Annotated in this window: 24 protein-coding genes; 5 read left to right on the forward strand and 19 right to left on the reverse strand. The window is 41.0% G+C overall.

The features are described from left to right. Positions 1-107 precede the first annotated feature (107 nt). From AAEM60_RS17405 to AAEM60_RS17425, 5 genes are all read right to left on the reverse strand, one after another. Positions 108-419 (reverse strand): hypothetical protein, encoded by a 312-nt coding sequence (locus AAEM60_RS17405; protein WP_341356761.1) that lies wholly within the window; start codon positions 417-419, stop codon positions 108-110. A gap of 77 nt (positions 420-496) precedes the next feature. Next, a complete protein-coding gene (locus tag AAEM60_RS17410; RefSeq protein WP_341356762.1) occupies positions 497-904 on the reverse strand; it encodes a hypothetical protein in 408 nt (135 codons plus the stop codon). Between the two features lie 411 nt (positions 905-1,315). After that, positions 1,316-2,008: an aspartate/glutamate racemase family protein gene (locus AAEM60_RS17415; protein ID WP_282139143.1), complete on the reverse strand. Its 693-nt coding sequence runs from the start codon at positions 2,006-2,008 to the stop codon at positions 1,316-1,318. Between the two features lie 193 nt (positions 2,009-2,201). Further along, positions 2,202-2,639 (reverse strand): NUDIX domain-containing protein, encoded by a 438-nt coding sequence (locus AAEM60_RS17420; protein WP_148996006.1) that lies wholly within the window; start codon positions 2,637-2,639, stop codon positions 2,202-2,204. 113 nt (positions 2,640-2,752) lie between these two features. Next, the gene (locus AAEM60_RS17425; protein WP_282139144.1) at positions 2,753-3,037 is read right to left on the reverse strand and encodes a hypothetical protein; all 285 of its coding nucleotides are present in this window, start codon (positions 3,035-3,037) and stop codon (positions 2,753-2,755) included. A 393-nt stretch (positions 3,038-3,430) separates the two neighbouring features. On the opposite strand from AAEM60_RS17425, the gene AAEM60_RS17430 reads away from it, so the two are divergent. Beyond that, entirely contained in the window at positions 3,431-3,775 is a 345-nt protein-coding gene (locus tag AAEM60_RS17430; RefSeq protein ID WP_125479584.1) for a PadR family transcriptional regulator, read from the forward strand. Then, a complete protein-coding gene (locus AAEM60_RS17435) occupies positions 3,766-5,037 on the forward strand; it encodes an FtsW/RodA/SpoVE family cell cycle protein (RefSeq protein WP_341356763.1) in 1,272 nt (423 codons plus the stop codon). Before AAEM60_RS17430 ends, AAEM60_RS17435 begins: the two co-directional genes overlap by 10 nt. A gap of 269 nt (positions 5,038-5,306) precedes the next feature. On the opposite strand, the gene AAEM60_RS17440 is transcribed toward AAEM60_RS17435, so the two are convergent. The 10 genes from AAEM60_RS17440 to AAEM60_RS17485 all read right to left on the reverse strand — a co-directional run bounded on the left by AAEM60_RS17440 (position 5,307) and on the right by AAEM60_RS17485 (position 16,143). Continuing rightward, entirely contained in the window at positions 5,307-5,645 is a 339-nt protein-coding gene (locus AAEM60_RS17440; protein ID WP_341356764.1) for a hypothetical protein, read from the reverse strand. A 113-nt stretch (positions 5,646-5,758) separates the two neighbouring features. After that, the gene (locus AAEM60_RS17445) at positions 5,759-6,265 is read right to left on the reverse strand and encodes a GrpB family protein (RefSeq protein WP_341356765.1); all 507 of its coding nucleotides are present in this window, start codon (positions 6,263-6,265) and stop codon (positions 5,759-5,761) included. A gap of 138 nt (positions 6,266-6,403) precedes the next feature. After that, positions 6,404-7,162, reverse strand: a complete 759-nt coding sequence (locus AAEM60_RS17450; protein ID WP_341356766.1) for a serine hydrolase — start codon at positions 7,160-7,162, stop codon at positions 6,404-6,406. A gap of 107 nt (positions 7,163-7,269) precedes the next feature. Beyond that, positions 7,270-7,665 (reverse strand): DUF6161 domain-containing protein, encoded by a 396-nt coding sequence (locus AAEM60_RS17455; RefSeq protein WP_341356767.1) that lies wholly within the window; start codon positions 7,663-7,665, stop codon positions 7,270-7,272. Beyond that, positions 7,572-8,330, reverse strand: coding sequence for a DUF6161 domain-containing protein (locus tag AAEM60_RS17460; protein WP_324744913.1), 759 nt, complete (start codon positions 8,328-8,330; stop codon positions 7,572-7,574). Before AAEM60_RS17460 ends, AAEM60_RS17455 begins: the two co-directional genes overlap by 94 nt. 694 nt (positions 8,331-9,024) lie before the next feature. Then, positions 9,025-10,599: a SagB family peptide dehydrogenase gene (locus AAEM60_RS17465; protein ID WP_341356768.1), complete on the reverse strand. Its 1,575-nt coding sequence runs from the start codon at positions 10,597-10,599 to the stop codon at positions 9,025-9,027. 20 nt (positions 10,600-10,619) lie between these two features. Then, a complete protein-coding gene (locus tag AAEM60_RS17470) occupies positions 10,620-12,566 on the reverse strand; it encodes a TOMM precursor leader peptide-binding protein (protein ID WP_341356769.1) in 1,947 nt (648 codons plus the stop codon). Next, positions 12,566-14,467, reverse strand: coding sequence for a putative thiazole-containing bacteriocin maturation protein (locus tag AAEM60_RS17475; protein ID WP_341356770.1), 1,902 nt, complete (start codon positions 14,465-14,467; stop codon positions 12,566-12,568). The genes AAEM60_RS17470 and AAEM60_RS17475 overlap by 1 nt, the downstream gene beginning before the upstream one ends. A gap of 136 nt (positions 14,468-14,603) precedes the next feature. Beyond that, positions 14,604-14,873, reverse strand: a complete 270-nt coding sequence (locus tag AAEM60_RS17480; protein ID WP_148970939.1) for a heterocycloanthracin/sonorensin family bacteriocin — start codon at positions 14,871-14,873, stop codon at positions 14,604-14,606. Between the two features lie 328 nt (positions 14,874-15,201). Then, complete coding sequence (locus AAEM60_RS17485; protein ID WP_341356771.1) at positions 15,202-16,143, reverse strand: bifunctional oligoribonuclease/PAP phosphatase NrnA; 942 nt, start codon at positions 16,141-16,143, stop codon at positions 15,202-15,204. 93 nt (positions 16,144-16,236) lie between these two features. Between AAEM60_RS17485 and AAEM60_RS17490 the strand changes: the two genes are divergently transcribed. Continuing rightward, positions 16,237-16,542 carry a YtpI family protein gene (locus tag AAEM60_RS17490; protein ID WP_341356772.1) on the forward strand — a complete coding sequence of 102 codons (306 nt, stop codon included), beginning with the start codon at positions 16,237-16,239 and terminating at the stop codon, positions 16,540-16,542. Positions 16,543-16,902: 360 nt separating this feature from the next. Here AAEM60_RS17490 and AAEM60_RS17495 read toward each other — a convergent pair whose 3' ends face one another. The 4 genes from AAEM60_RS17495 to AAEM60_RS17510 form a co-directional block, all read right to left on the reverse strand. After that, a complete protein-coding gene (locus AAEM60_RS17495; protein WP_341356773.1) occupies positions 16,903-18,222 on the reverse strand; it encodes a DRTGG domain-containing protein in 1,320 nt (439 codons plus the stop codon). 420 nt (positions 18,223-18,642) lie between these two features. Beyond that, on the reverse strand, positions 18,643-18,891 hold the full coding sequence (locus AAEM60_RS17500) for a hypothetical protein (protein WP_341356774.1): 249 nt from the start codon (positions 18,889-18,891) through the stop codon (positions 18,643-18,645). Between the two features lie 105 nt (positions 18,892-18,996). Further along, the gene (locus AAEM60_RS17505) at positions 18,997-19,677 is read right to left on the reverse strand and encodes a metal-dependent hydrolase (RefSeq protein WP_341356775.1); all 681 of its coding nucleotides are present in this window, start codon (positions 19,675-19,677) and stop codon (positions 18,997-18,999) included. 168 nt (positions 19,678-19,845) lie between these two features. Further along, positions 19,846-20,211, reverse strand: a complete 366-nt coding sequence (locus AAEM60_RS17510) for a winged helix-turn-helix transcriptional regulator (RefSeq protein WP_159362486.1) — start codon at positions 20,209-20,211, stop codon at positions 19,846-19,848. 192 nt (positions 20,212-20,403) lie between these two features. Here AAEM60_RS17510 and hxlA point away from each other — a divergent pair, with 192 nt between their 5' ends. Beyond that, positions 20,404-21,036, forward strand: a complete 633-nt coding sequence (gene hxlA / locus AAEM60_RS17515) for a 3-hexulose-6-phosphate synthase (RefSeq protein ID WP_299739119.1) — start codon at positions 20,404-20,406, stop codon at positions 21,034-21,036. 7 nt (positions 21,037-21,043) lie between these two features. Then, positions 21,044-21,601, forward strand: a complete 558-nt coding sequence (gene hxlB, locus AAEM60_RS17520; RefSeq protein ID WP_341356776.1) for a 6-phospho-3-hexuloisomerase — start codon at positions 21,044-21,046, stop codon at positions 21,599-21,601. The last annotated feature ends 121 nt before the right edge of the window (positions 21,602-21,722 follow it).

Consider the following 21,722-nt stretch of genomic DNA (forward strand, 5'->3'; position numbering starts at 1 on the left):
CGTTAGCTTAAGTATAATCCTTCACAAACTAATAATAACTTTTATTTGCTGTAGAACCCAAAAAGAAGTGTTCACCTCTCTAAAATAAACACCCCTTGTATATATATCTAGTCGAAAGTTTGACACTGTTTTTGGCTTTCTTCTTGCGTAATGTGTTTCTTTATTTTTACATTTTTTACTTGTATTCCTGTTAGGTTAGAATCCCTCACAAAAAAAGTAAGTTTATCATAATCGCTACCGTGGTGTCCTGAATAGTTTAAAGCACTGGCAAAAATAAGATGTCTTCTGGGATCCCCATCAATGGGTTCAATTATGATTTTTGGACACATAAAAAAATCATCATAGGATGGACCCAAATAATATAAATAACGTGTAAATAATGCTTCCTCAAGCAGCTCTTCTTTAGTTGGACCGTTCAACTCTTTTCTCCACCCTACTAAGATCCAATCATAAAAAGATTGTGACTTTAACCGTGTTTTTTGGCTATTTTGCGAAACTATAAGTTTCCATCTTTAGCCGTACAGGTTTTGCGTTTATTGACAGTTACACACGTATAAGCGGGTTCAATGGTAATCACTTCACCATTTGCCATTTTTAATGTCAATTTGTTGGATGGGTTATCTAAGGATACCTCGCTTGTTCCATTTACACGGCTAGAGTTATTAAGCCAGTGTACCACTTTTCTGAGTACCCGTTCTTGAAAACCATCCTTAATACTGAATACACGCTGCTGCCCAGAATCATTTTCAATCTTAATGTTTTGAATCTCATAATGCTTTAATGAGTGCGTCGTTAATTGTTCCCCAAAAGGAACCCGTTGATTGATATAATTCTTTGCTCCAGCCATTGGGCTGCTAATTAAAAATCCAATAAAGAATAGAAAAACAAAATTATATTTCTTCATAATAGTGATTTACCTACAACTAAAAATTCTAAAAAGACATCTCTTACATTACAAGTCGTATCATTGTAAAAATTGTTTGTTCCCAAAACAACCAAAAGAGTAACCTCCTTGTTTTTAATAAGCTCTAATTTTTAGTTTTGGGAATATCATTTACAATTATTCTTCTTCAATTAACCTGCCCTTTAACTTAATTCCAATTATTTCAAAAAACGGCATCTTACTCAAGAAAAACTTTAAACAAAAAAGAAGCTTATCCTGCCCCGGATAAGCCCCGTTAATTGAATAATTCTCTTCTATTAGATGGCATTTTTATATTGGATTAAATGAAAATCATTTAGCTGATTTCCATATATAACGCAAACGCCCCCAGTTTGTGTAATATCAATCAATGTAAAAGAGCTGCATAAATCGCTACTTCTTTATGGACATATTCGCTGCTTCAAGAGCATGAATATAAGTTGTGTCAAACAGAGGAACATCGGAGTCCTCCTGTTTTATCAATAATCCAATTTCTGTACAACCTAATACAATAGCTTTAGCTCCAGTTTCGATTAAACCTTGGATTACTTTTCTATAATAATCTCTAGATGTTTGTTGAACCTTACCTAAACATAACTCTTCATAAATAACCTTATTTACAATCTCTCTTTCATTGTCATTTGGTATGATAACCTTTATACCCTTAGACTCTAAACGTAATTTGTAAAAATCTTGCTCCATCGTATACCTTGTGCCGAGTAACCCTACTGAACTAATTCCTTGCTCTTTAATTTGATGAGCTGTTGCATCTGCAATATGCAAAATAGGTATATTTATTTTTTCCTGTATATCACCAATAACCTTATGCATGGTATTGGTACATATGACGATAAAATCTGCGCCAGCTTTTTCAAGAGAGTGTGCAACGTCACCCAATGTTTCACCAGCCTTTTTCCAGTCACCCTCTGACTGATAACGCTCAATTACTTCAAAGTCAACGCTGTATAAAAGGCATCTTGCAGAATGTAACCCCCCTAATCTTCTTTTCACTTCTTCGTTAATAATCCGATAATATTCAGCAGAGGATTCCCAACTCATTCCACCAATAAGACCAATAACCTTCATGTTAAAACCCCGTCTCAGCCTTTTTTGTTATTCTAATTCAAATCAACGCTCCTATGGAACAAAAATACATCTTCTTAAAAAATTCAATAAACTGATTGATAATCCCTACGTAGTATTCAATAATATGGTACTAAAATGAAAATGAACACTTATCCTTGTTACAGAATAGCGCCCAATAACGGAATAACCGTACTTATTTTACATAAAATTTTTCTTCTAAAGCATTCTCCGCAAGCTTTAAATTTTTCTTTAAATACTCAGGCAATTCCTGGTTTCTCAGGATTTCAGAAGTAGCCATCCATAAAACATCATCAACTTCTTCTGTACTTTTAGCGTATGGCTCCCCCGATTCTGGTCGACACAGAAACACGACATCAATTACATTGATTCCTGCTTGAGTTACAAAAGAGGAACTGTTCACATACTTAAGATCAATAACTTTGATGCCTACTTCTTCAAAAACTTCTCTAATTAACGTTCTTTCAAGGATATCACTTGAAAATCCTTCAACTTCACACTTACCTCCAACTAGTGAAAGCATACCACCAGCATGGTCCTCTTTTTTACTTCTTCGGATTAGCAACCACTTACCATTACGATGAATAGCACCTTCGACATTTACTACAAACATATAAAATCCCTCCTAAAAATATTGGCTACCAATTAAAATCTAACCAACCTTTATTGTATTCAACAAAAAGAGGCATAACCCTTCTTGGATTATCGCCCCCTTAGCGAAATAAACTATTTCATTTTTATATCTTGTTTTTGTGCATAATCGTTAATTTCTTTTAGTAGGTTTTTTCTATAAATAGATGTACTATATGGAATATCTCTTTGGCTTTCACCATGAAATGTATATTCTGGAAATATAATAAAGTTCTCTTGGTCCATTTTTTTTATAATAAACTCGTTACCTTCAAACTCACCATTTCTTACATGAACGTTTGAGATGAAATATATTATTTCATCATATAAATCTTGATACATTATTTCTGATTGTAAAAACCTTTTTATCACGTTATCCATATAACTCACTCCCTCTTTTTCCCATAGGACAACATTTACATAGTATTCTATTAACCTGTCCGCTAATCCAATAACTTCAACAAAAAAAGCGTAAATCCTTCTTAGATCAACGCCCCCGATAGTTGAATAATCAATGTTTGCTTCATAAACATAAAAATCATAAATGATAGGAATTCTTATTGTCTGTTATCCCTTTTTTTTACTGACACCACATTCAACTATTAAAAGCAATTTATGAAAAGAATGTGCTCTAACGATTACTTAATGAGTCTTTGTTATATAAAACATGCCGTTCTTCTTTATAGACATATTGACAAGAATTAATTTATATCATAAATTATACATATAATAACTATGCATAGGTTTACTATGCATTAGAAAGGTGGACTGTTTATGAAGATAAGCAAAGAATTGCTAAAGGGTAGTACCACTACTCTTATTTTGAGTTTGCTTAATTCTAAACCAATGTACGGCTATGAAATTATTAAAGAACTGGAATCGAAGTCTAATGGAATTTTTAGTTTTAAGGAAGGCACGATCTATCCCATCCTTCATAGCCTTGAGGAAAAAGAATTAATTGTATCTTACTGGGGCGAAGGGACCGGAAAGAGAAAGAGGAAATATTACAAGATTAATAACCAGGGCAAAGAATTTATTCAAGAAAAAAAAGAAGAGTGGTCCGTTTTCAAGAATGCTGTTGACGAAGTTTTAAGTGGGGAGAAAATCGTATGGGATTAGATAATAAGTTTGAAATGTATATTAGAGATTTGTGTAAACGGATTAAAAATAAGGATGTACATGCCCATATAAAACTGGAAATTAACGATCACCTTCATACGCTCAAAGAGGAGGCAATGAGTACGGGACTTTCAGAAGAAGAGGCTATAGATCAAGCATTAGCACGTATGGGAGATTCAGGAGTTTTGGGAAAGCAGCTTAACAAAACACACAAAGCCCCATTGGATGTGAAAACCTTGCTGCCAGTGCTGACAGCTTCTCTATTTGGGCTGCTGGTTATGTATTATTTGCAATTCCATTCGGCTTTTACAGAGCTTCAAGAACTGAAAGTTTTCAATAAAAGTCTTGGCTTCTACGTGTTGGGTGTCGTGCTCATGCTAAGCCTATTTATGCTTGATTACAGAAGATTGATGAAATACTCCAAGCACTTCTATGCGGCAACAATCCTCATACTCTTATTGACCGTTCTCATTGGAGTTAGAGTCGATGATGTACCATTTTTAAATGTAGGTTTGGCCACTATTAATTTCACTGAGATCACTCCATTCCTACTGGTCATTGCTCTTGCAGGAATCTTTCATTCCTGGGATTGGAATGATAATCGAAAGTCTTGGTTTGGAGTAGGTCTTATGTCAACACCTATCGTCTTATTGGCGACTACAGGAGCCTTCACAGCTACTATCATTAGCATCATTGTCTGCGCAGCAATCATGCATACGTCAAGGTCCAGCCTTAAGCAAACTATAGCGTTTACCCTTGCTGCTTCTATATGGCCCATCTGGAATTTGCTGTCTCTTTCTCAGATATACTCCATGGTAAGCTTCTATACAGATCTTAAAATAGGTGAGGCTTATTTTATAGGAAGTGCCCTTCAGGTGACCCCAAGTTTCATTTCTGAGGTCCATACAGATTTTATCTTGGCTTACATCATCTATTCGTTTGGGTGGCTAGCCGCAATCACGGCTGTAACCCTGGTTATATTTTTTATTTATAGAATATCGATCACCGCCAAAAGTGTGAATTCACCTTATGGCAAGTTGCTTATTACAGGATTGGCAGCAGTCTTTTCAGCTCAGTTTATACTAAGCCTACTGACGAATCTCGGTTTATCTCCACTCACTGGTGTTTCCGTGCCATTCATGAGTTATGGAGGTTCACATTTATTGCTGGAGATGATATCCGCAGGACTGATTCTAAGTGTATATAGAAGGCGAAGAACCAAGGAGACAGTTTCCTTGACTCACGGTCCGCAAAGTAATTAGAAGCGATCCATAATGGATTCAATGCTGCAAGAAGCCATTACTAAAAAATCTCAGACTATTTGCCAGTCTGAGATTTTTTAATGGGCTACTTTATTAATGATAAAAAAGTGCCAAATCCTTTATACTCAAACGGTTCTTCCGTTGCGGTCTTTAATTACCTTCTTCCACGAACCTGCTACATCTTTTAATAAATTCATTATGAAAAGCGTTTATCTTTCTTGAATTAACGCCCCCTTTAATTGAAGAGTAGGTTACTTATAATAAATTGCTTACCCTTCATTGTTTCTTTTTTTGAAAATATCTCTGTATGTAGCTAGGAGTATGGTGAAAATAAATAACAGAGGTAAAACCACTTCATAACTATTAGTATAAGAACCTTCTTCCCAAAATACGATAATGCCCATACTTATAATAACCACTCCAGAAAACCAATAAAAAGCATTTTTTGTTATCCGTCTTCTATATAGGTTAATAATTACGTCTCCAATTGCTACCAATAAAGCGACAACCCTTGTTATAAAATTCGGCTCATAAACAAACAGACTGACGAATATTAAAATTGCAGCAATCAAACTTACTATTCCTGATTTAAGCGTTGTAAAATCCAAATAAATCCACCTCCAGTTTCTGTATGTATCCCTCTTTAGCTAATCTGCCCAATATTTGAACAAAAGGCGGCTGCTTGTTTAGCAAACGCCCCCGTTTGTTGAATAAGTAGCTCTTAGATTTTTTCTAAGATTGCTTTAACAAAGGCTGTTTTCTCTTCTGCATATTTATGTTTGTTACTTTTATTTAAGCTTGCTAAATCAAGTTTGAGCTGTTCATATTTAATTCTTACTGCATCATTATTTCTCAGATAATCTCTGAACTTTAGTTGTTCAAGTAAATAATCATTTCCACATTGATACATATGGATTTGATGAGTTCTTGGCTCCCCCTTGCTAAAATAATGTCTGTCAGGCAAAATATTTGTACCTTTATATGAATATCCCAACTCCTCTAAAAATGAAGCTGTATTCTCCCCATCAGTAAAAGTTTTGATTTCTATGGCTATATCAATAATTGGTTTTGCACTTAAATGTTTTACTGAAGTACTTCCTATATGGTGAATATCCTTTATATACCCACCAATTTTATCTTGGATTTTTTCTTTCTCAAGTAAAAATTCCTTATTCCATTCCTCTGTCCAAGGAACGAGGAATACCTCTCCTTTCGGCAAGCCTAACATCTTATTCCCCCTTTTTAATATGGATGCGATATTTAAACATTGGAATATCGTACCATAAATAACCACTCTTATTCCATTAACCTGCCCTTTACTTGAACAAAGGGTGGCTGCTTATCCAGTATGTAAGATTAAAGCTGATTACTGTTTTAAATATTCAGCATAAAGCAATTCCATAGCTTCAATAATCTTATTGTCAGCAACCTGATTGCTTAATCTATTAGTTAAATTAACCGCCCCTAGTGCATAGATATAAGGCTGTTGATTAAAGTCACCAATTACACCTATATCAACAACAACATTTTCTAATCCACCTGTCATATGGTTAAGATGGTGTGCGGGTATTTTTTTAATATCTCCCTTTTGTCTAACCAAACCATTTACGATTGGTGTCCATAAGAGAGGTTGTGTTTGGTACCCCTGATATATATGAATCATCAAATCAAGCATTTCATTTAGTTGAGCCTTATTTTCAATATCCCTTGGGTTTTCAGTAACACTTATTGAAGGATAGTAAGACTTGATGAACTTGTTTAACTTTTCCCAACCACCACAAAAATCAACAATACATCTGGCGATATAACTATCGTGGCAAGCAATCATCACTTCAACCGCTTCTCTCAAAGGGAGCGTTTGTCTGTTTTGTAGATGAGGATAAACTTCTTTGCTATCTTCAGCTGGATTAAATGACACTTCTTCAATAATATCATCCCAATTTACCAAATCATCATCTACCCATTTCGCTACACAAAATGCTATTGCTACTTTTTCAGATGATGCAAGAGGGACTTCAATCTCACTATTCAAGGAGAATTTTTCTCTCTTTTCTACTGTAGAATATATAGCTATCCCTATTTCTCCTACATCTATTTCTTCAATTTTTTCTATAACTTTACTCACTTTTCTTCACCTACTTAGTTTTCTCTAGCCCTGATACAAACCTTCCATTAAAGAATAAAGGAAAAATGAAGTATGGCTGCATGGAAACTGTTAAAGTTGGAAACCCTCTACTTTGTGTTTTTAAGTATTTGTGTCAAAAAATTATTCGGCATTACAGGTCCTGAATCACCTTTTATCAATCCACTTTCTGATCTACTAAAAATAGATTGTAAAATAATCTGCTTTTCTTCAGTAGGATAATTTTCTTCTGCATTTATTAATGCGAGATAAACATTAGTTAGTTGGGCCCTTTCTTCGTAATCTGTAGAAAGATGAAACCGACTCATTGTAATCTTGACTCCTTGACTTAAAAGGTAAAAACCAATTGAAGTGGCTACGGCCACAATTAAATATTTTTGTAAAGTATTAGTTACATTTGTTGTGTCAGAAAGGTTAAGATGTGATGATAATCCCAAATTATTAACCCTAATCCTAATCCAATAATTAGAGAAATCGAAGACCAAATAATGCCCTGTGTCTTATAAGTCTTTGAAAGTTCTGTCCAATACTGGGTTGGTCCACTTAACTTTAGTTTCTCTGAATATTGCGCCTCTAAAGTCTCAATTTCTGTCTTCTTCTGACTTACTAATTCAGCAACTTCCTTTTTCCACTCATTATTTAATGTACTAATATCACCGAGGGTCTTTTCTTCTATGTTACTAAGAAAATTTTGAAGATTTTTAATTTTTTCCTCTAACTCTTCCTTTTTCAATTTTAAAGAATCGATTTCATTTTCATAATCCGATTGATAATCATTGAAAATATCTTCCGGTGATTCTAATAATCCTTGAATTTCTTTCTTTTTTACAAACCCTTTTTCGAATAGAATTGCTAAAAATGCCCCATATATTAACCTACTATCGAGATCCTCATTACGCGTATTAAATGGCTTATTTGCTATGTATTTATGGAATCCTTTAGCTTCTATCGAATCTAGCTTGTTTATTAGTTTTCCTTCTGGTGATTTTGAATATATAATTTCCTTGTTATTAGAGAGATTAACAAGGAGATTATATAACTCCCTAACGTTAGTTGTGGCTTGGTGTGAGTTTGTACTATGATTTACAAATTGTTTTATCTTATTTGTCAAATTTGACCGTTGTTGATCTTCCAGTATTTTTGACCACACTGGAAACTCTTCATTAATAAAATTAATTATCTCTTGGGGGGTAGAAAAAGAAACAGTAGTTTTTTTAAAAGGTATATCTATTTCTCTCTTCTTAAATTCGGTCTACCAACGCTTTTCCAATTCTTGTTTAACTTGTTCATTAGTGATAACAAATTCCATAAATGCACCCTCTAAAGTTTTATAGCTGAATGTTTCATAATACCAATTATTTCAAATTTTATGATTTTGAGCAATACTCTTGTTCAACTAAATGGCCCTTTAACTGAACAAGGGTTACCTGGGGACCTTCCTCATTTTCATCAAAAAAACGCCCCATGGCCTGCCCAAGGGACGTTTTTTTGAAAGTTTTTCCTCAAAATAGTCTTTTCCAACCTTTCAGTCCTACCATCTTATCCCCTTGAAAAGGGGTATAGCGAAGATTCATGCGTAATTTACAATTAACGTGCGGGATTTGGAAAAATCATGCGTAATTTACAATTAACGTGCGGGATTTGGAAAAATCATGCGTAATTTACAATTAACGTGCGGGATTTGGAAAAATCATGCGGCTTCCGTAATAATCGTGCGAGTTTCAGATGCATTCATGCGAGAAATTCGATAATCGTGCCAAAATGTCGAATTTTCTTTATCTGTAAGAATCAAACCGAGGCTCCTTTTAAAAGCCAAGGGACCTGTCCCCATGGCCACCCCCTCCTCAACTCAACAAACTCCCCCTCATCCAAGCCCGCTCCCGAAATGGCCCGATCGGTATTTGAATCAAGGTCGTTTGACCCTTTGAATCTAGTTTGTACATTCTATCCGTCAATGCCGTATCAAACCCAAGAAGCGGGTGTCCGCCTAACCCGACCGCAGACGAGGCTAAAAGCAGGCGCTGTACAAGCATTCCTGCTTCCATTTGCATGATCCTGTAGCCTCTGTATCCCAGGGCTTGATAGTAATCTTTGTTTCCAATGATATGAAGGCACAACGGCACCTGAAGCAAATTGACGTTATCAAGGGACAGACCCGATTGAAGCTGAAGACGATAATCTCCTGTGCTGATTTCCCGTAATGAATGACGGACACTGTCATATGCGTATGCGCCATTGGGTACGCCTTCCACATTATAGAAACAGCCAAAGATCGAAACACGGGATTCATCTCCGTAAGGAACTTCGTCGATGTCACTTCGAAAAGAGTAGGACTGAGTGGCTTTTTTCAATATAGTCGAAAGCCTCTGCTGACTGACCTTCCCCATGACAAAATCCATTTCGGGGGAATAACGATTTTTGCATATCTCAACAAAATCATTGGAGAATGGTTCGATCTCCGGCAGATGAATTTCTTTTTCTCCGTTTCTAAAAGCCGGTTGGTTTCCGAGTTTCTGAAAATCGCCGGTTGAATCGATTTTAGAAGCTTCATTCGCTGCCAGTAACATAGGAAACTCTCTAATTCTTTCAGACTTTTCGTAGAGTTCCACAGAAATAGCGGGTAGCTCCCTGCATACTTCTTCAGCGGTGAATGCCCGTTCCACCCCTTTCCCGTTTCCAGCCCAATTCGTTGCAGCAACTGAAAGCGGGATGACGGAATAGACACTTTCCTCTTCCTCGGTCAGTCCAAGTAAATGATTGATCGCTGAGTCCAGAAATTGAACATACACCCCTGACTCGAATCCAAACCGTTTGGCCGTTTCCAGCAGCTGCCCCTTAAGGACACCGGCATCCAGTCCTTGCAGCCGGTAGGAAAAGTTATTGTATTTAAAAAAGTTTTTCCAAAATCGGGTGGAAACAAAAGCTGTGCCAAAACACGTCGAGATATCGCAGCGATTGCCAAGTGCCCTTTCTAGATATGAATCGACATTCCCTTCCCGGAGCAGGACTAGGCGATGATGGGATACATCATAATGGTAGATTCCATCGGGCAAATCATCCAACTTTAAATAGATATATAGTTCATTCGGATACAGCGCCCCTCCTGATGGAGCAAACCGCCGATAGGAGTGGATGGGGTATGACTCCTGATCCAGAGAATCATCCGGATCCATTGACTGGCTTACCCCAGTGATGCCATAGACATACCAGAGAAAATGCCCGATTCTTTCTAAATTGGGTGTTGACGGCGGCTGGCTCTCGAACAGTGACACAGGTACTTCCAAAGACAATGGCACAACCCGCAGCCTCCGGTAAAGCTTGTAAGGGAGAGGGGCATCCTCCCAATCCACTTCCCAGTTTGGCTGATTGGCCCGATTGATATTACATTGCAGATTGTGTAAAAATTCTTCCAGACTCATCCTCCTTACCTCCTAGTACCTTAAGGAAACGGATGCGGTTTTTGATTAAGCTGCTCATAGATCAATGGCCGGTCGGCATATCCCAGTTCCGCCGGGACGTTAAGGACTCTTTCCAATCCTGTCAGACGGGTGAGATGATGCCCGAATGTCATGGGAAGCATGCCGGGAATCAACACTTTCACACAGTATAGTCCGTTCTTTTCAAGTTCTGGGGCGGTTTGATCAACCACAATGACATCAAGGTTCCGGGTTCGGAATCTTTCAAGAATGTCCTTCAGGTCATCCGTCAGATCTGTGTGATGAGATCTCCAGTTGAATTCCTCCTGGAAACTTCGCGAAGGTCGGCTGTCATCCTGTAAAAAGGTGAAACGTTCCTCGGACTGGGGCAATCCATACAGCATGCCGTGATCATCCATCTGCCTTACTAGAGAATCATCTTCGAGCATTTTTTCATAATTCGCCTTGTTCTTCTCCAATTTTTCATCCAGATTCAGCATCATCCCGGCGAGCTCCTGAATCGCGCTTTTTGCCGCTCTCACTGGGTCCAGATGGGCACCTGCCGCGAGGATCAGATTCAACCCCTTATCCTTCCTGTTCTTGGCCATCGCAAAGACGCTTGGAATTCCGTGCTCCATGGTAGAGTTATATAAATAGAGATCATACCCTGCGACCGCCCTCATCCGTTCGATCATTAACTGCAGCTCCTCGTCCCTTGATGTAAGAGGATCAAGACGCGGCAGGTTGAGCTCGGCATACCAGGTCAAAAGGAACGAGTCCCGTTCGACCACCTCCATGATTCCGTAAAAAATCGCTTCCTCCCTGCTTCCTCCAAGTGCACAGCCATTGGAAGTTTCATAAACAAAACCGGATGAGCTGCAGCCCAGACTGTAATAGGCAAGGAGCTCAGGGACGAGAATAGGACGTTCTTCGATGAGTGAATAACCCCACACCCAGTCAATAGCCCTGTCAGGGTCAAACTTTTCAAATGGAAAACCTGGCATCGCGTACTGTTCTTCGGTGTGGACGCCGACCTTCAGCGGATTCAGTGCATGCTCCTCCAACTGTCGGTAGCTATCATGGACGACTGTCCGTTTGCCCCGGGGCTGCAGGCCGCAGTGACGCTCCAATCCTTCAAGAATGGCTGTCAGCTCACTATCTGAGTAGACTTGTGTCCGCCCAGCCGTCCCTTCATCTCCGGAGAACATCGGCATATTGACACTCGCATCTGCAAATGGCGTCACCAGGTCATACATCTTGCTGTTGAAAAGTCCGGTCCGATTATCCAGATAGTCTTTTATCAGGACATCTTTCAGTTCATCCAGAGGGGTACAGCGGAAACTGTCTGCACGAATTTTCTGGCTAGGCTTGAGGGAAACACGAGCTAACTCCGGCGAATCGTCCGGTATCGGGCTGCAATTATGGCATAATGAGTCGGGAACGAAGGAATGCCAGGAGCTGTTCAATGTTTTCAAGTCGGTTAAACATACCTGTCCTTTGGAATGTGGCTTTGCACCTTCAAGGACCCGGCCAACTTCTGCTGCGATGATATGAGTCATATGCACTAACCCGGTATTCGAAGCCCATGGATCTTTCGTGATTCCACCGTCTTCAGTGAGTTTTTCCTGTACCTCCCGCATCTCATTCCGTTCCTTCCCTCCAAGGAGACGTCTCAAATCGGCACATTGTGAGCATCCTGGTGTGTTCGGATGAACCAGTGGGCCGATGATTCCCTCTCCAAACGAAACGAAGCCTCTCAGCCATGGGATAGACGACTGCCTCATCACTTCTTCTGCCATTTGATGCACAGCCGGATTCCATGTATCATCAAGTGTCAGCACCAAATCTGTCTGTGCAGGGAACTTTTTTTCAACGTTTTCTTGCCGGAAAACGGGATACCGGGCTGATATTTGCGCACATACAAGGTCCGCAAGCAGCCCATCCCCCACAATCACCACGAAAGAATTCATCAGGTTTCCTCCTCTCGCAGCAGCACACCAAACACGCCTTCGAGCTCCTGTTTAAAAACGGGCTCAATATTCAGTTCATATACCACTACCTGCTTCTGATTCCTTTTCAAGGTTTCGATTGCTTCTTTCAGGGGCTGGGTACTGCCTTCACTGGCTGGAATGGTGATCCTCTCTGCCTTTCCTTGCGCTAACGCAACAACAACCGGTTTTGCGTCGAAAGCCTCCTTATCGTTCTGGGCTTGAAAGAGTGCATGCTTAAGAGAGTGCCTCAGTGCCATGGTGATCGTGAAATCGGTATTCCCATACCAGCCGTTCCTTCCACGAACATAGACGACAGGAAATCCAGCCAATTCCTCCCCTAATCCGATTTCCGGCCTTCCTTGCATGGTGGTCAGTGCCTGTAAATAATAACGGCATGTTTCATCCTCAACCCTATCCAATTCAAGACGGAAAATCGTGCTGCTTTGAACCGATTCTCTTTTCCTCAACCCATCAGTCAAACACTCCCGAAGACCGCGGCCGACGCATTCTGCAAACGTCGCTCCTGTGCAGGTGGCCATATATTCACCCGTCTCTCGAGGAACGATCAAACTGGCCAATCTTGAAGCGTATCTCTCTATCCCCCTTAACCCTGCTTCCCGGCGTGCTTTTTCATGGGTCAAGCCACTGCAGATCACCTCATCCAACAGTTCGGCAGGGCCCTCGGACAGGACATCGACCGGCTGGACACGGCATTGAGCCAATGGCAGCTGCTTCGTATCTCCTTCTTCCCACACATGAAAAATCCCCGTCTCTTTAGACGTCAGCAGAGTAAAGAGATACAACACTTTTTCAGGGTCAGATCTTTCTGAAACCTGTTCTATCCGTGTTTCCACATTCTGAACACCTTCAGCTCCTGAATATCCAATCTCCAAGGAATGAGGTAAAAAGGAATGCCAGCTTCCTTCAAGCGTTTCTGTATCCAGCAGAAAGATTCGATTTCGCTGATCTGATTTTGTCACTCCCGTTATCTCTTTGAATAGTTCAAAGACGACTATGTTCGCAAGCATCGCTCCAGGGATCGCCGATTCGATCGAAACCTGATCTTCTTTTCGTAAGGCTGTAGTGTGAATGCGCCTCCAAGCAGATTTCCAACCAGCCTCGGAATCAGGGTGGATGATGGGTCCTGCGATTCCTGTCTGCCTGTTGCAAATCGCCGGAATCAACAACTTCTTATCAGTCCGGCAAATGGCATGGAGGAGCTCCAATTCCTCAAGGTTTTCGTTTTGACTACCATATAAAATGGAATCGAAGGGCTTCAGGGTCTCCCGCCATCCGTCTTCACTGAATCCGACTTCCTGGAGCTCTACCTCCGGATCCGTTTTACGCGCATGTTCCACGAGTTCCTGCAGCCGGCCTCTATTCGTCGGTACCCCATCGGTCAAGAGAACCTGCAGCTTAGCCAATCCCGATTCAATCAGCGATGAAACGAGTGAAGTCAGAAAAGGACCAGACCCCACTGCCAGGACATTGGCCCCGCGGTAGGTTTCAAACCTTGATGCGCCCGAACCTGCCAAACTATCGACAAATTCAATCTGTGATGCGAATTTTTCCACTGCATGCTGGGGCAGCTGGTGTGGCAGATCCTTGCTCACGTCCCGGACAAATCCATTTTTATGCAAAACCTCTGCTATTTCCATGACCCTGTTTTTATAAGGGTCAGGCAGTCCGTTCGTCAAATACTCAAGGGAGTACTCCCCATTGAACATCGGAAGCAACTTCTCAACCCATTGATCAATTCCACTTCCCTCCATGCGGAAAGAGCATTGGTTATTCCTAAAGAAAACACCGCTGTTTGGTTCGGGGAGATAAAACGTATCCCTCATTACTTTTAAACGCATAGAAGGGTCCAATTTTTCCATAGCGCTCCTCCTTACACCCGCTAATGTGACTATCATTATCATCGTATGAGTCTCACTTTGTCCCTTATGTATAAAAAAAAGACCCCTGCACTGACTCGTACAGGGATCATGTTGAAAACGAAATTCTAAAAGCTGATTAACGGCCGCAGCGTCCACATCTGCCGCAACCGCCACACCGGCCACCTCCGCCGCATCTTCCGCACCCGCCGCAACGGAAGCATCCACCACAGCCACCACAACCAAAACAGCTAAAGAAGCATGAGAAACCAACGCCGAAACAGCCTCCAAATCCAAGAAAGAGTCGTTCGTCATTCGGATCATACATGTTTTGATCCCATGAAACAGGCTGTGTTGCCTGGAAATCACCTACATTCAGATTTTGAAGTTCATTGTGAAAATGATTCATCAATTTCATTACCTCCCCAAAAAATTACCCAATGTCTCTCGCATTTAAGGAACAAAAACCATTGAGCTTTCTAAGAAAAATTTCTGTCATTTAGGTACATTCATTAACAATTTGAACACTCCCAAACAATTTATGTCTTCTTGCTGGGTATTGTGACTGATACAAAAGCCTATTTTACAGGGGAAGAACAAAAAAACACTCCAGTCAATGGACCGGAGCTTGAACAGGTTTATACTGTACGAACCACTCACACCCCTATAAAATTTGAAGCTGGGGATTTTTAGAACATTAAATAGAGGAGCCGGCATCTGCCAGCTCCTCTTAAGACTTATTGATGATTCCTGCACACTTCTCTTAAATCCTTCATCACTTCTTCTTTTTCTTCCCATGAATAAATCGACGCCCCTGCAGCCAATGGATGCCCGCCGCCGTTGTATTTTTTGGCGATGGTGTTGATGACCGGTCCTTTTGAACGCAGACGGACCCTGATTTGATCACTTTCTTCAATGAAGAAGACCCACGCTTTGATGCCTTTTACGTTCCCCAATGTACTGACCAGTAAAGACGCTTCTGAAGGAATGACCTGATGCTCTTCCAAAATTTCTTTCGTCATGATCATGCTTGCACAGCCATCCCCATCCATTTCGAAGTTTTGAAGGACATATCCGTGCAGCTTGATGACATTGGCATCGATCTCGTACATTTTATTGAATAGTTCATTACGGTCAAAATCAAAGCGGATCAATTCGCCTGCGATATCAAACGTATTCTGGGTTGTACTCGGATAAAGGAATCTTCCCGTGTCCCCCACAATCCCGGCAAATAAAAGTCTTGCGCCCTCATCAGATAGGGTGAGTCCTTTATCTTTACCGAACAAGTAGAATTCATAGATCATTTCACTTACTGAGCTTGCGGATGTATCGATCCATAAATAGTCTCCGTATGCATCTTCATTAGGGTGATGATCGATTTTCACGAGCTTATCCCCTAACTTATAACGACGGTCACAGATACGTTCTTCATTCGCCGTATCGCAAACGATGATTAAAGCTCCTTCGAACACATGGTCTTCAATGACATCCAGGCGTTTTAAATAATGAAGACTTTCATCTTCTTGCCCGACGGCATATATCTTTTTAGCCGGGAATGATGTTTTCAGCATTTCCACCAGTCCTCCCTGGGAGCCGTATGCGTCAGGATCCGGGCGAACATGTCTATGTACGATGATGGTTTCATATTGTTTGATGAGTTCCAGTATTTGTTCTTTCATGGGAATCTCCTTTGTAGTGGATTTTTTATTTGGCATTCTGTCCTGATATCTGTAAAATAGTAGCGAGAGAAGTCAACGATGGAGGACAAAACTATGTATTTTCTCGCACTACTGATTGTCGTAACATTCACGTTTTATATCTTTTATAAAATCAGACAGGTCCGAACGAATCGACCAATGGAAAAGAAATGGTTATCGGCGAAGGCAAGCATTGCCCTCGGGCTATTTGTTGCCCTATTCGGTATAAACCAGCTGTTCTTATTTCCTGGGACGCTGACGTATTTTATCGGCGGCCTTTTCATCCTTATTGGACTTGGAAGCTGCTGGGCCGGCTATAAGCTGTACAAGCACGTGCTTCCTTATGCTCAAAGGGAAGCGAAAGAACTGGATAACCAATAAATATGACAATAGACTGGATGCTTATCCGGTCTTTTTTTTCTGATTTCTTAGTCGGTGGATTGATTTTTTCAGGTAAAAAAAGCATCATTTTGTTCAATTATCGGGTGAATGATGACCTTTTAAGTAGCCTATGGATGAAAAAGCGGTCATTCTTCAACTTTCCGAACCGATTTTGGCTACTTATGACTCTCTTCCCGGATTTATGAACCGGATTTCGTTACTTATGATCCTCTTTCCAGATTTATGATCCGGTTTCGGCAACTTATGAACCGGAAATTCATTTTATGAACCTTTTGTCGAACATTCTACAAGTGATTCCAGAAAATCTCACATCCATCATTTGCTTATTCAGAAACAAACTTAATGACGATCAATCAGCTGACAGATCATCAGGGATTTTCCGACCATTACACCTTCACAATATACTTCTACATCCACTTTACCAAATTTCCTTCCGACGTCGAGCACTTTTGGGTGAATTTCAAGCATGCTCTCCATTTGGACGGGCTTGATGAAATAGATGGTCATGTTTTCGATGACAATATCCCCTTTTTTGTAGGGCTTCAATGAACGATTGGCCGCTTCTGTCATGAGTGTCGTGAATACGCCATACGAGATTGTACCAATTCCCGTGGTCATCTGAGGAGTCACCGCAAAATGGTAGACTTCTTTATCGCCCTTCTTTTCACCCGCTGCTTCTACTGCGTTACTGATCAGATCATCAATCGTCTCCCCGACCTGTGGCTGCCTTTGGATCATTTGCAGTGCCTTTAATACGTCCTGACGACTGATTATTCCCTGGAGCCTGTTTTGTTCATTCACGACGGGAAGTAATTCGATCCCTTCCCAGATCATGATATGGGCGGCAGAGGCTACGCTTGTATTCGGGCTGACGGTGATCGGTTGTTTGGTCATGATCTTATCGATCCCCGTATACTTTTCCTGCCCCATGACGTCTTTAGAGGTGACCATGCCATGTACTTTCAGGTTGTTATCCACTACCGGGAAACGGCTGTGGAACGTATACTGATTCTTTTCGTACCATTCCTCCAACGTATCATCTATATGCAAGTACGCTGTGTCATCTGCTTTTGTTAAAATATCTTCCACCAATACGATTTCCTTTTTGATGAGCTGATCATAGATGGCCCTGTTGATCATGGTCGCCACGGTAAAGGTGTCGTAGGAAGTGGAAATGATAGGGAGTTCGAGCTCGTCTGCAAGCTTCTTGACATGATCTTCTGTATCGAATCCACCGGTGATCAGTACGGCTGCCCCTGCTCTCAGTGCGTGCTCGTGGGCCTGGGTCCGGTTCCCGATGATCAACAGGTTCCCTGCTTCCGTGTATCTCATCATGGCTTCAAGCTTCATCGCTCCAATGACGAACTTATTGAGCATTTTATGTAATCCCGTTCTTCCACCCAATACTTGTCCATCAATGATATTGACCACTTCTGCATAGGTGAGCTTTTCGATGTTGTCTTTCTTCTTTTGTTCGATACGGATCGTTCCGACGCGTTCGATGGTGCTGACGTAGCCTTTTGTTTCCGCATCTTTAATCGCCCTGTACGCGGTTCCTTCGCTCACGTTCAGTGCTTTTGCAATTTGGCGGACGGAGATTTTTTCACCGACTGGCAAGGTATCTATGTAGTCTAATATTTGTTCGTGTTTAGTAGCCAAGCTTTTCACCCTTCTTTATAACGTCCTGCTTCATATGTTTATTATAATGTGAAAAGCGTGGTGTTTCAATTTAATCGGGGCTTTCGGTTGTGAAAGCCCCACTTAGATTAGAGAGTGCTGGTTGATTTTCGCTGCAGGGGCTCGCTTTCCGCGGGGCCGGCGGTGAGCCTCCTCAGCTGCGCTTCCGGGATCTCACCTGTCTAGCTCCGGCGGCTAGTCCCTCGAGGTCATAAGCTAAATGGTCCAAGAAGGCAAAAAACGCCTTCCCGGCCCATTCATCTTATGCTTGTCGGGGCTGGGCGAGCCGCCTCCGCTTTTCGTACTTTCCGGCTATTCCCGCAGGAGTCGAGCCCCTTCCGCTTCAATCAACTTATTGGGTTTGCAACTCTACCTTTAAGAAGCATCACTCTCTCCCTAAACTCATCCAAACGACCTTGATTTCATTCTGCGAACAGGTTTAGATTTCAACTTCTTGCCTTTACCCTTACTTGTTCCTTTAGGTGTATATAGAAGGGCTGCTAGATTTCCTGCTACGACGAATGTGGCGAGGACGAGCCAGCTGATGGCAAAGGTGCCTTGAAGGCCTTCTGCAAAGATGGACATACGGGGAGCTCCATAGTAGATGAGTGCTCCTGTTACGAGTAAGCATAGGATATATCGTTGTTTCACACGTTCTTCCTCCTCTCTGGGCTTGTATCATGTATATGCGAGTGAGTGGAGGATATTGTGTAAACATGTGAAAAAGGGTGATGCAAATGCACCACCCTTCCTTTATTAGTATTCGATTACGTCTCCGGCTTTCATGACCTGTCCTTCAGAATCCTGGAGCAGCTCGATGAATTTGTTTGGATCCTGCTTGATCGGCGGGAATGTATCATAGTGGATCGGCACAACTTTCTTCGCTTTTAAGAAGCTTGCTGCCGTGGCCGCGTCTTCAGGTCCCATTGTGAAATTATCTCCGATCGGTAAGAAGGCAAGGTCGATGGGATGACGCTCCCCGATCAGTTTCATGTCGGAAAATAATCCCGTATCCCCTGCATGGAAGATGGTTTTTCCTTCAATCATGAGAAGAACGCCTGCAGGCATACCCATATAAATAATCTCATTTCCGTCTGTAATCAGACCTGATCCATGGAAAGCCTGTGTTAGTTTCACTTTACCGAAGTCGAATTCGTAAGCTCCCCCAACGTGCATCGGATGAGTTTTCACTAGTTGCCAGCTTAGGTAGGTTGCCAGTTCGTGATTGGCGATGACTAGTGAGTCGTTTTTCTTCGCAAGCTCGACGGTGTCCCCTACGTGATCGTTGTGACCGTGTGTAAGGATGATCACATCGGGCTTTTCGTCATCGACTTTAAGATCTGTCAGTTCGTTTCCGTTGATGAAGGGATCGATTAGAATCGTTTTTCCGTTTGTTTCGATTTTGACTACTGAATGTCCATGATATGAAATCTTCATTTTGCATCTCCTCCAAATAAACTTATCTATTTTTCTTTCTCTCGTTTGCTATTTTATGTTATACCCCAATTTTATAAAAATAAGCGAGTAGTGGCAATTAAGTTGTTGTCTCTACTCATATAAAACAGTAAAAAAAAACCAAGGTTAACCCTTGGTTAGAAAGACTATCTATTTTACCGCTGATTGATCATCCGTTTCCTTTTCCAGTACATTCTCGACATAATCTTTGCCCCATTCATACATACCCTCTAAGATTGGCAACAGTCTTTCCCCATGCTCGGTGAGTGAGTATTCGACTTTAGGCGGGACGACAGGATACACTTCCCGGTGCACGATCAAATGATCTTCAAGTTCTCTTAATTGGTTGACAAGCATTCTTTGAGTGATACCCGGCATAAGAGATTTTAATTCTCCAAATCGTTTTGTTCCTTCCTTGCCTAGATGCCATAAAATCAACATTTTCCATTTACCACCGATTACGGCGAGGGTTAATTCTTTTTCACAGTTGAAATTTTTCTCTCCTAAATTTGGCATTTGCCTCAACTCTCCTTTATTCATCCAATAGTATACTTTTTATCACTATATGCGGTAAATGTGCGTACTTTAAATTTATTTACATACTGAGTATACTAAACAACATGCTAGTGAGTAAATAACTTTTCAGAAGGAAACATTTACTTCTAGCCGCTTAAATAAAATAAAATTTTCCAGAAGGAGCGAATATAAATGAAATTACAATTAGCATTAGATCTTGTCGATATCCCAGGAGCCATTGAATTAGTAAAAGAGGTAGAAGAGTATATTGATGTTGTAGAAATTGGTACACCTGTCGTCATAAATGAAGGGCTTAAAGCAGTGAAAGAAGTAAAAGCAGCGTTCCCTGACTTAACCGTATTAGCGGACTTAAAGATTATGGATGCAGCTGGATATGAAGTCAGTCAAGCCTCTGCTGCGGGTGCAGACATCATTACGATTCTTGGAACGGCAGAAGACGAGTCAATCAAAGGCGCAGTAGAAGAAGCCCGAAAACAAGGGAAACAAATCCTTGTAGATATGATCGCCGTGAAAGACGTTGCCGCCCGTGCAAAAGAATTGGACGAACTTGGTGCCGATTATATTTGTGTACACACAGGTTATGATTTACAAGCTGTAGGAAAAAATTCCTTTGAAGATCTACACACGATCAAAAGCGTTGTAAAAAATGCCAAAACGGCAATTGCCGGTGGAATCAAATTAGAAACACTACCGGAAGTTATTAAAGAACAGCCTGACCTCATCATTGTAGGTGGCGGGATTACAAGCAAAGAAGATAAACGAGCGACTGCACGTGAAATGCAGGAATTAATTCACCAAGGGTAATGAAACGATGAAGTCTACTCAATATTTAGCCAAAGTCGTTGAAGAATTAAGACAAACAGTGCACTTAATCTCTGATGAAGAGGCAGAGAAATTAGTAAACCTGATTCTAGAATCCAAGAAAATCTTTGTGGCTGGTGCTGGCAGATCTGGATTGATGGGGAAATCTTTTGTGATGCGAATGATGCACATGGGGATTGATGCCTATGTCGTAGGGGAAACAGTAACAGCCAACTTAGAAAAGGATGATCTATTAATCATTGGATCGGGCTCAGGAGAAACCAAAACGTTAGTGGCCATTGCTGAAAAAGCAAAAAGCTTGGGAGGTACCGTCGCAGCAATAACCATATCTCCTGATTCAACCATTGGAGAATTAGCTGATCTGACCGTTACATTACCAGGAGTAACGAAAGACCAGTCCGAAGGTGATTACAAAACGATCCAGCCAATGGGCTCTCTATTTGAGCAAACGATGTTGTTATTTTATGATGCCATCATCCTGCGCTTCATGGAGAAAAAAGGATTGGATTCTACTAAAATGTATGGGAAACATGCCAATCTCGAATAGAGTAAAAAATACAGAAAAAGCCACATTTCAGGATGTGGCTTTTTCTGTATACTCCCATTTTGTTATGTGAAGAATTGCACTCCAATCACCATAAGGACATAACACTGAGGGCTTCATAATC

This window comes from Rossellomorea sp. y25, from assembly GCF_038049935.1.
GTDB lineage: Bacteria > Bacillota > Bacilli > Bacillales > Bacillaceae_B > Rossellomorea.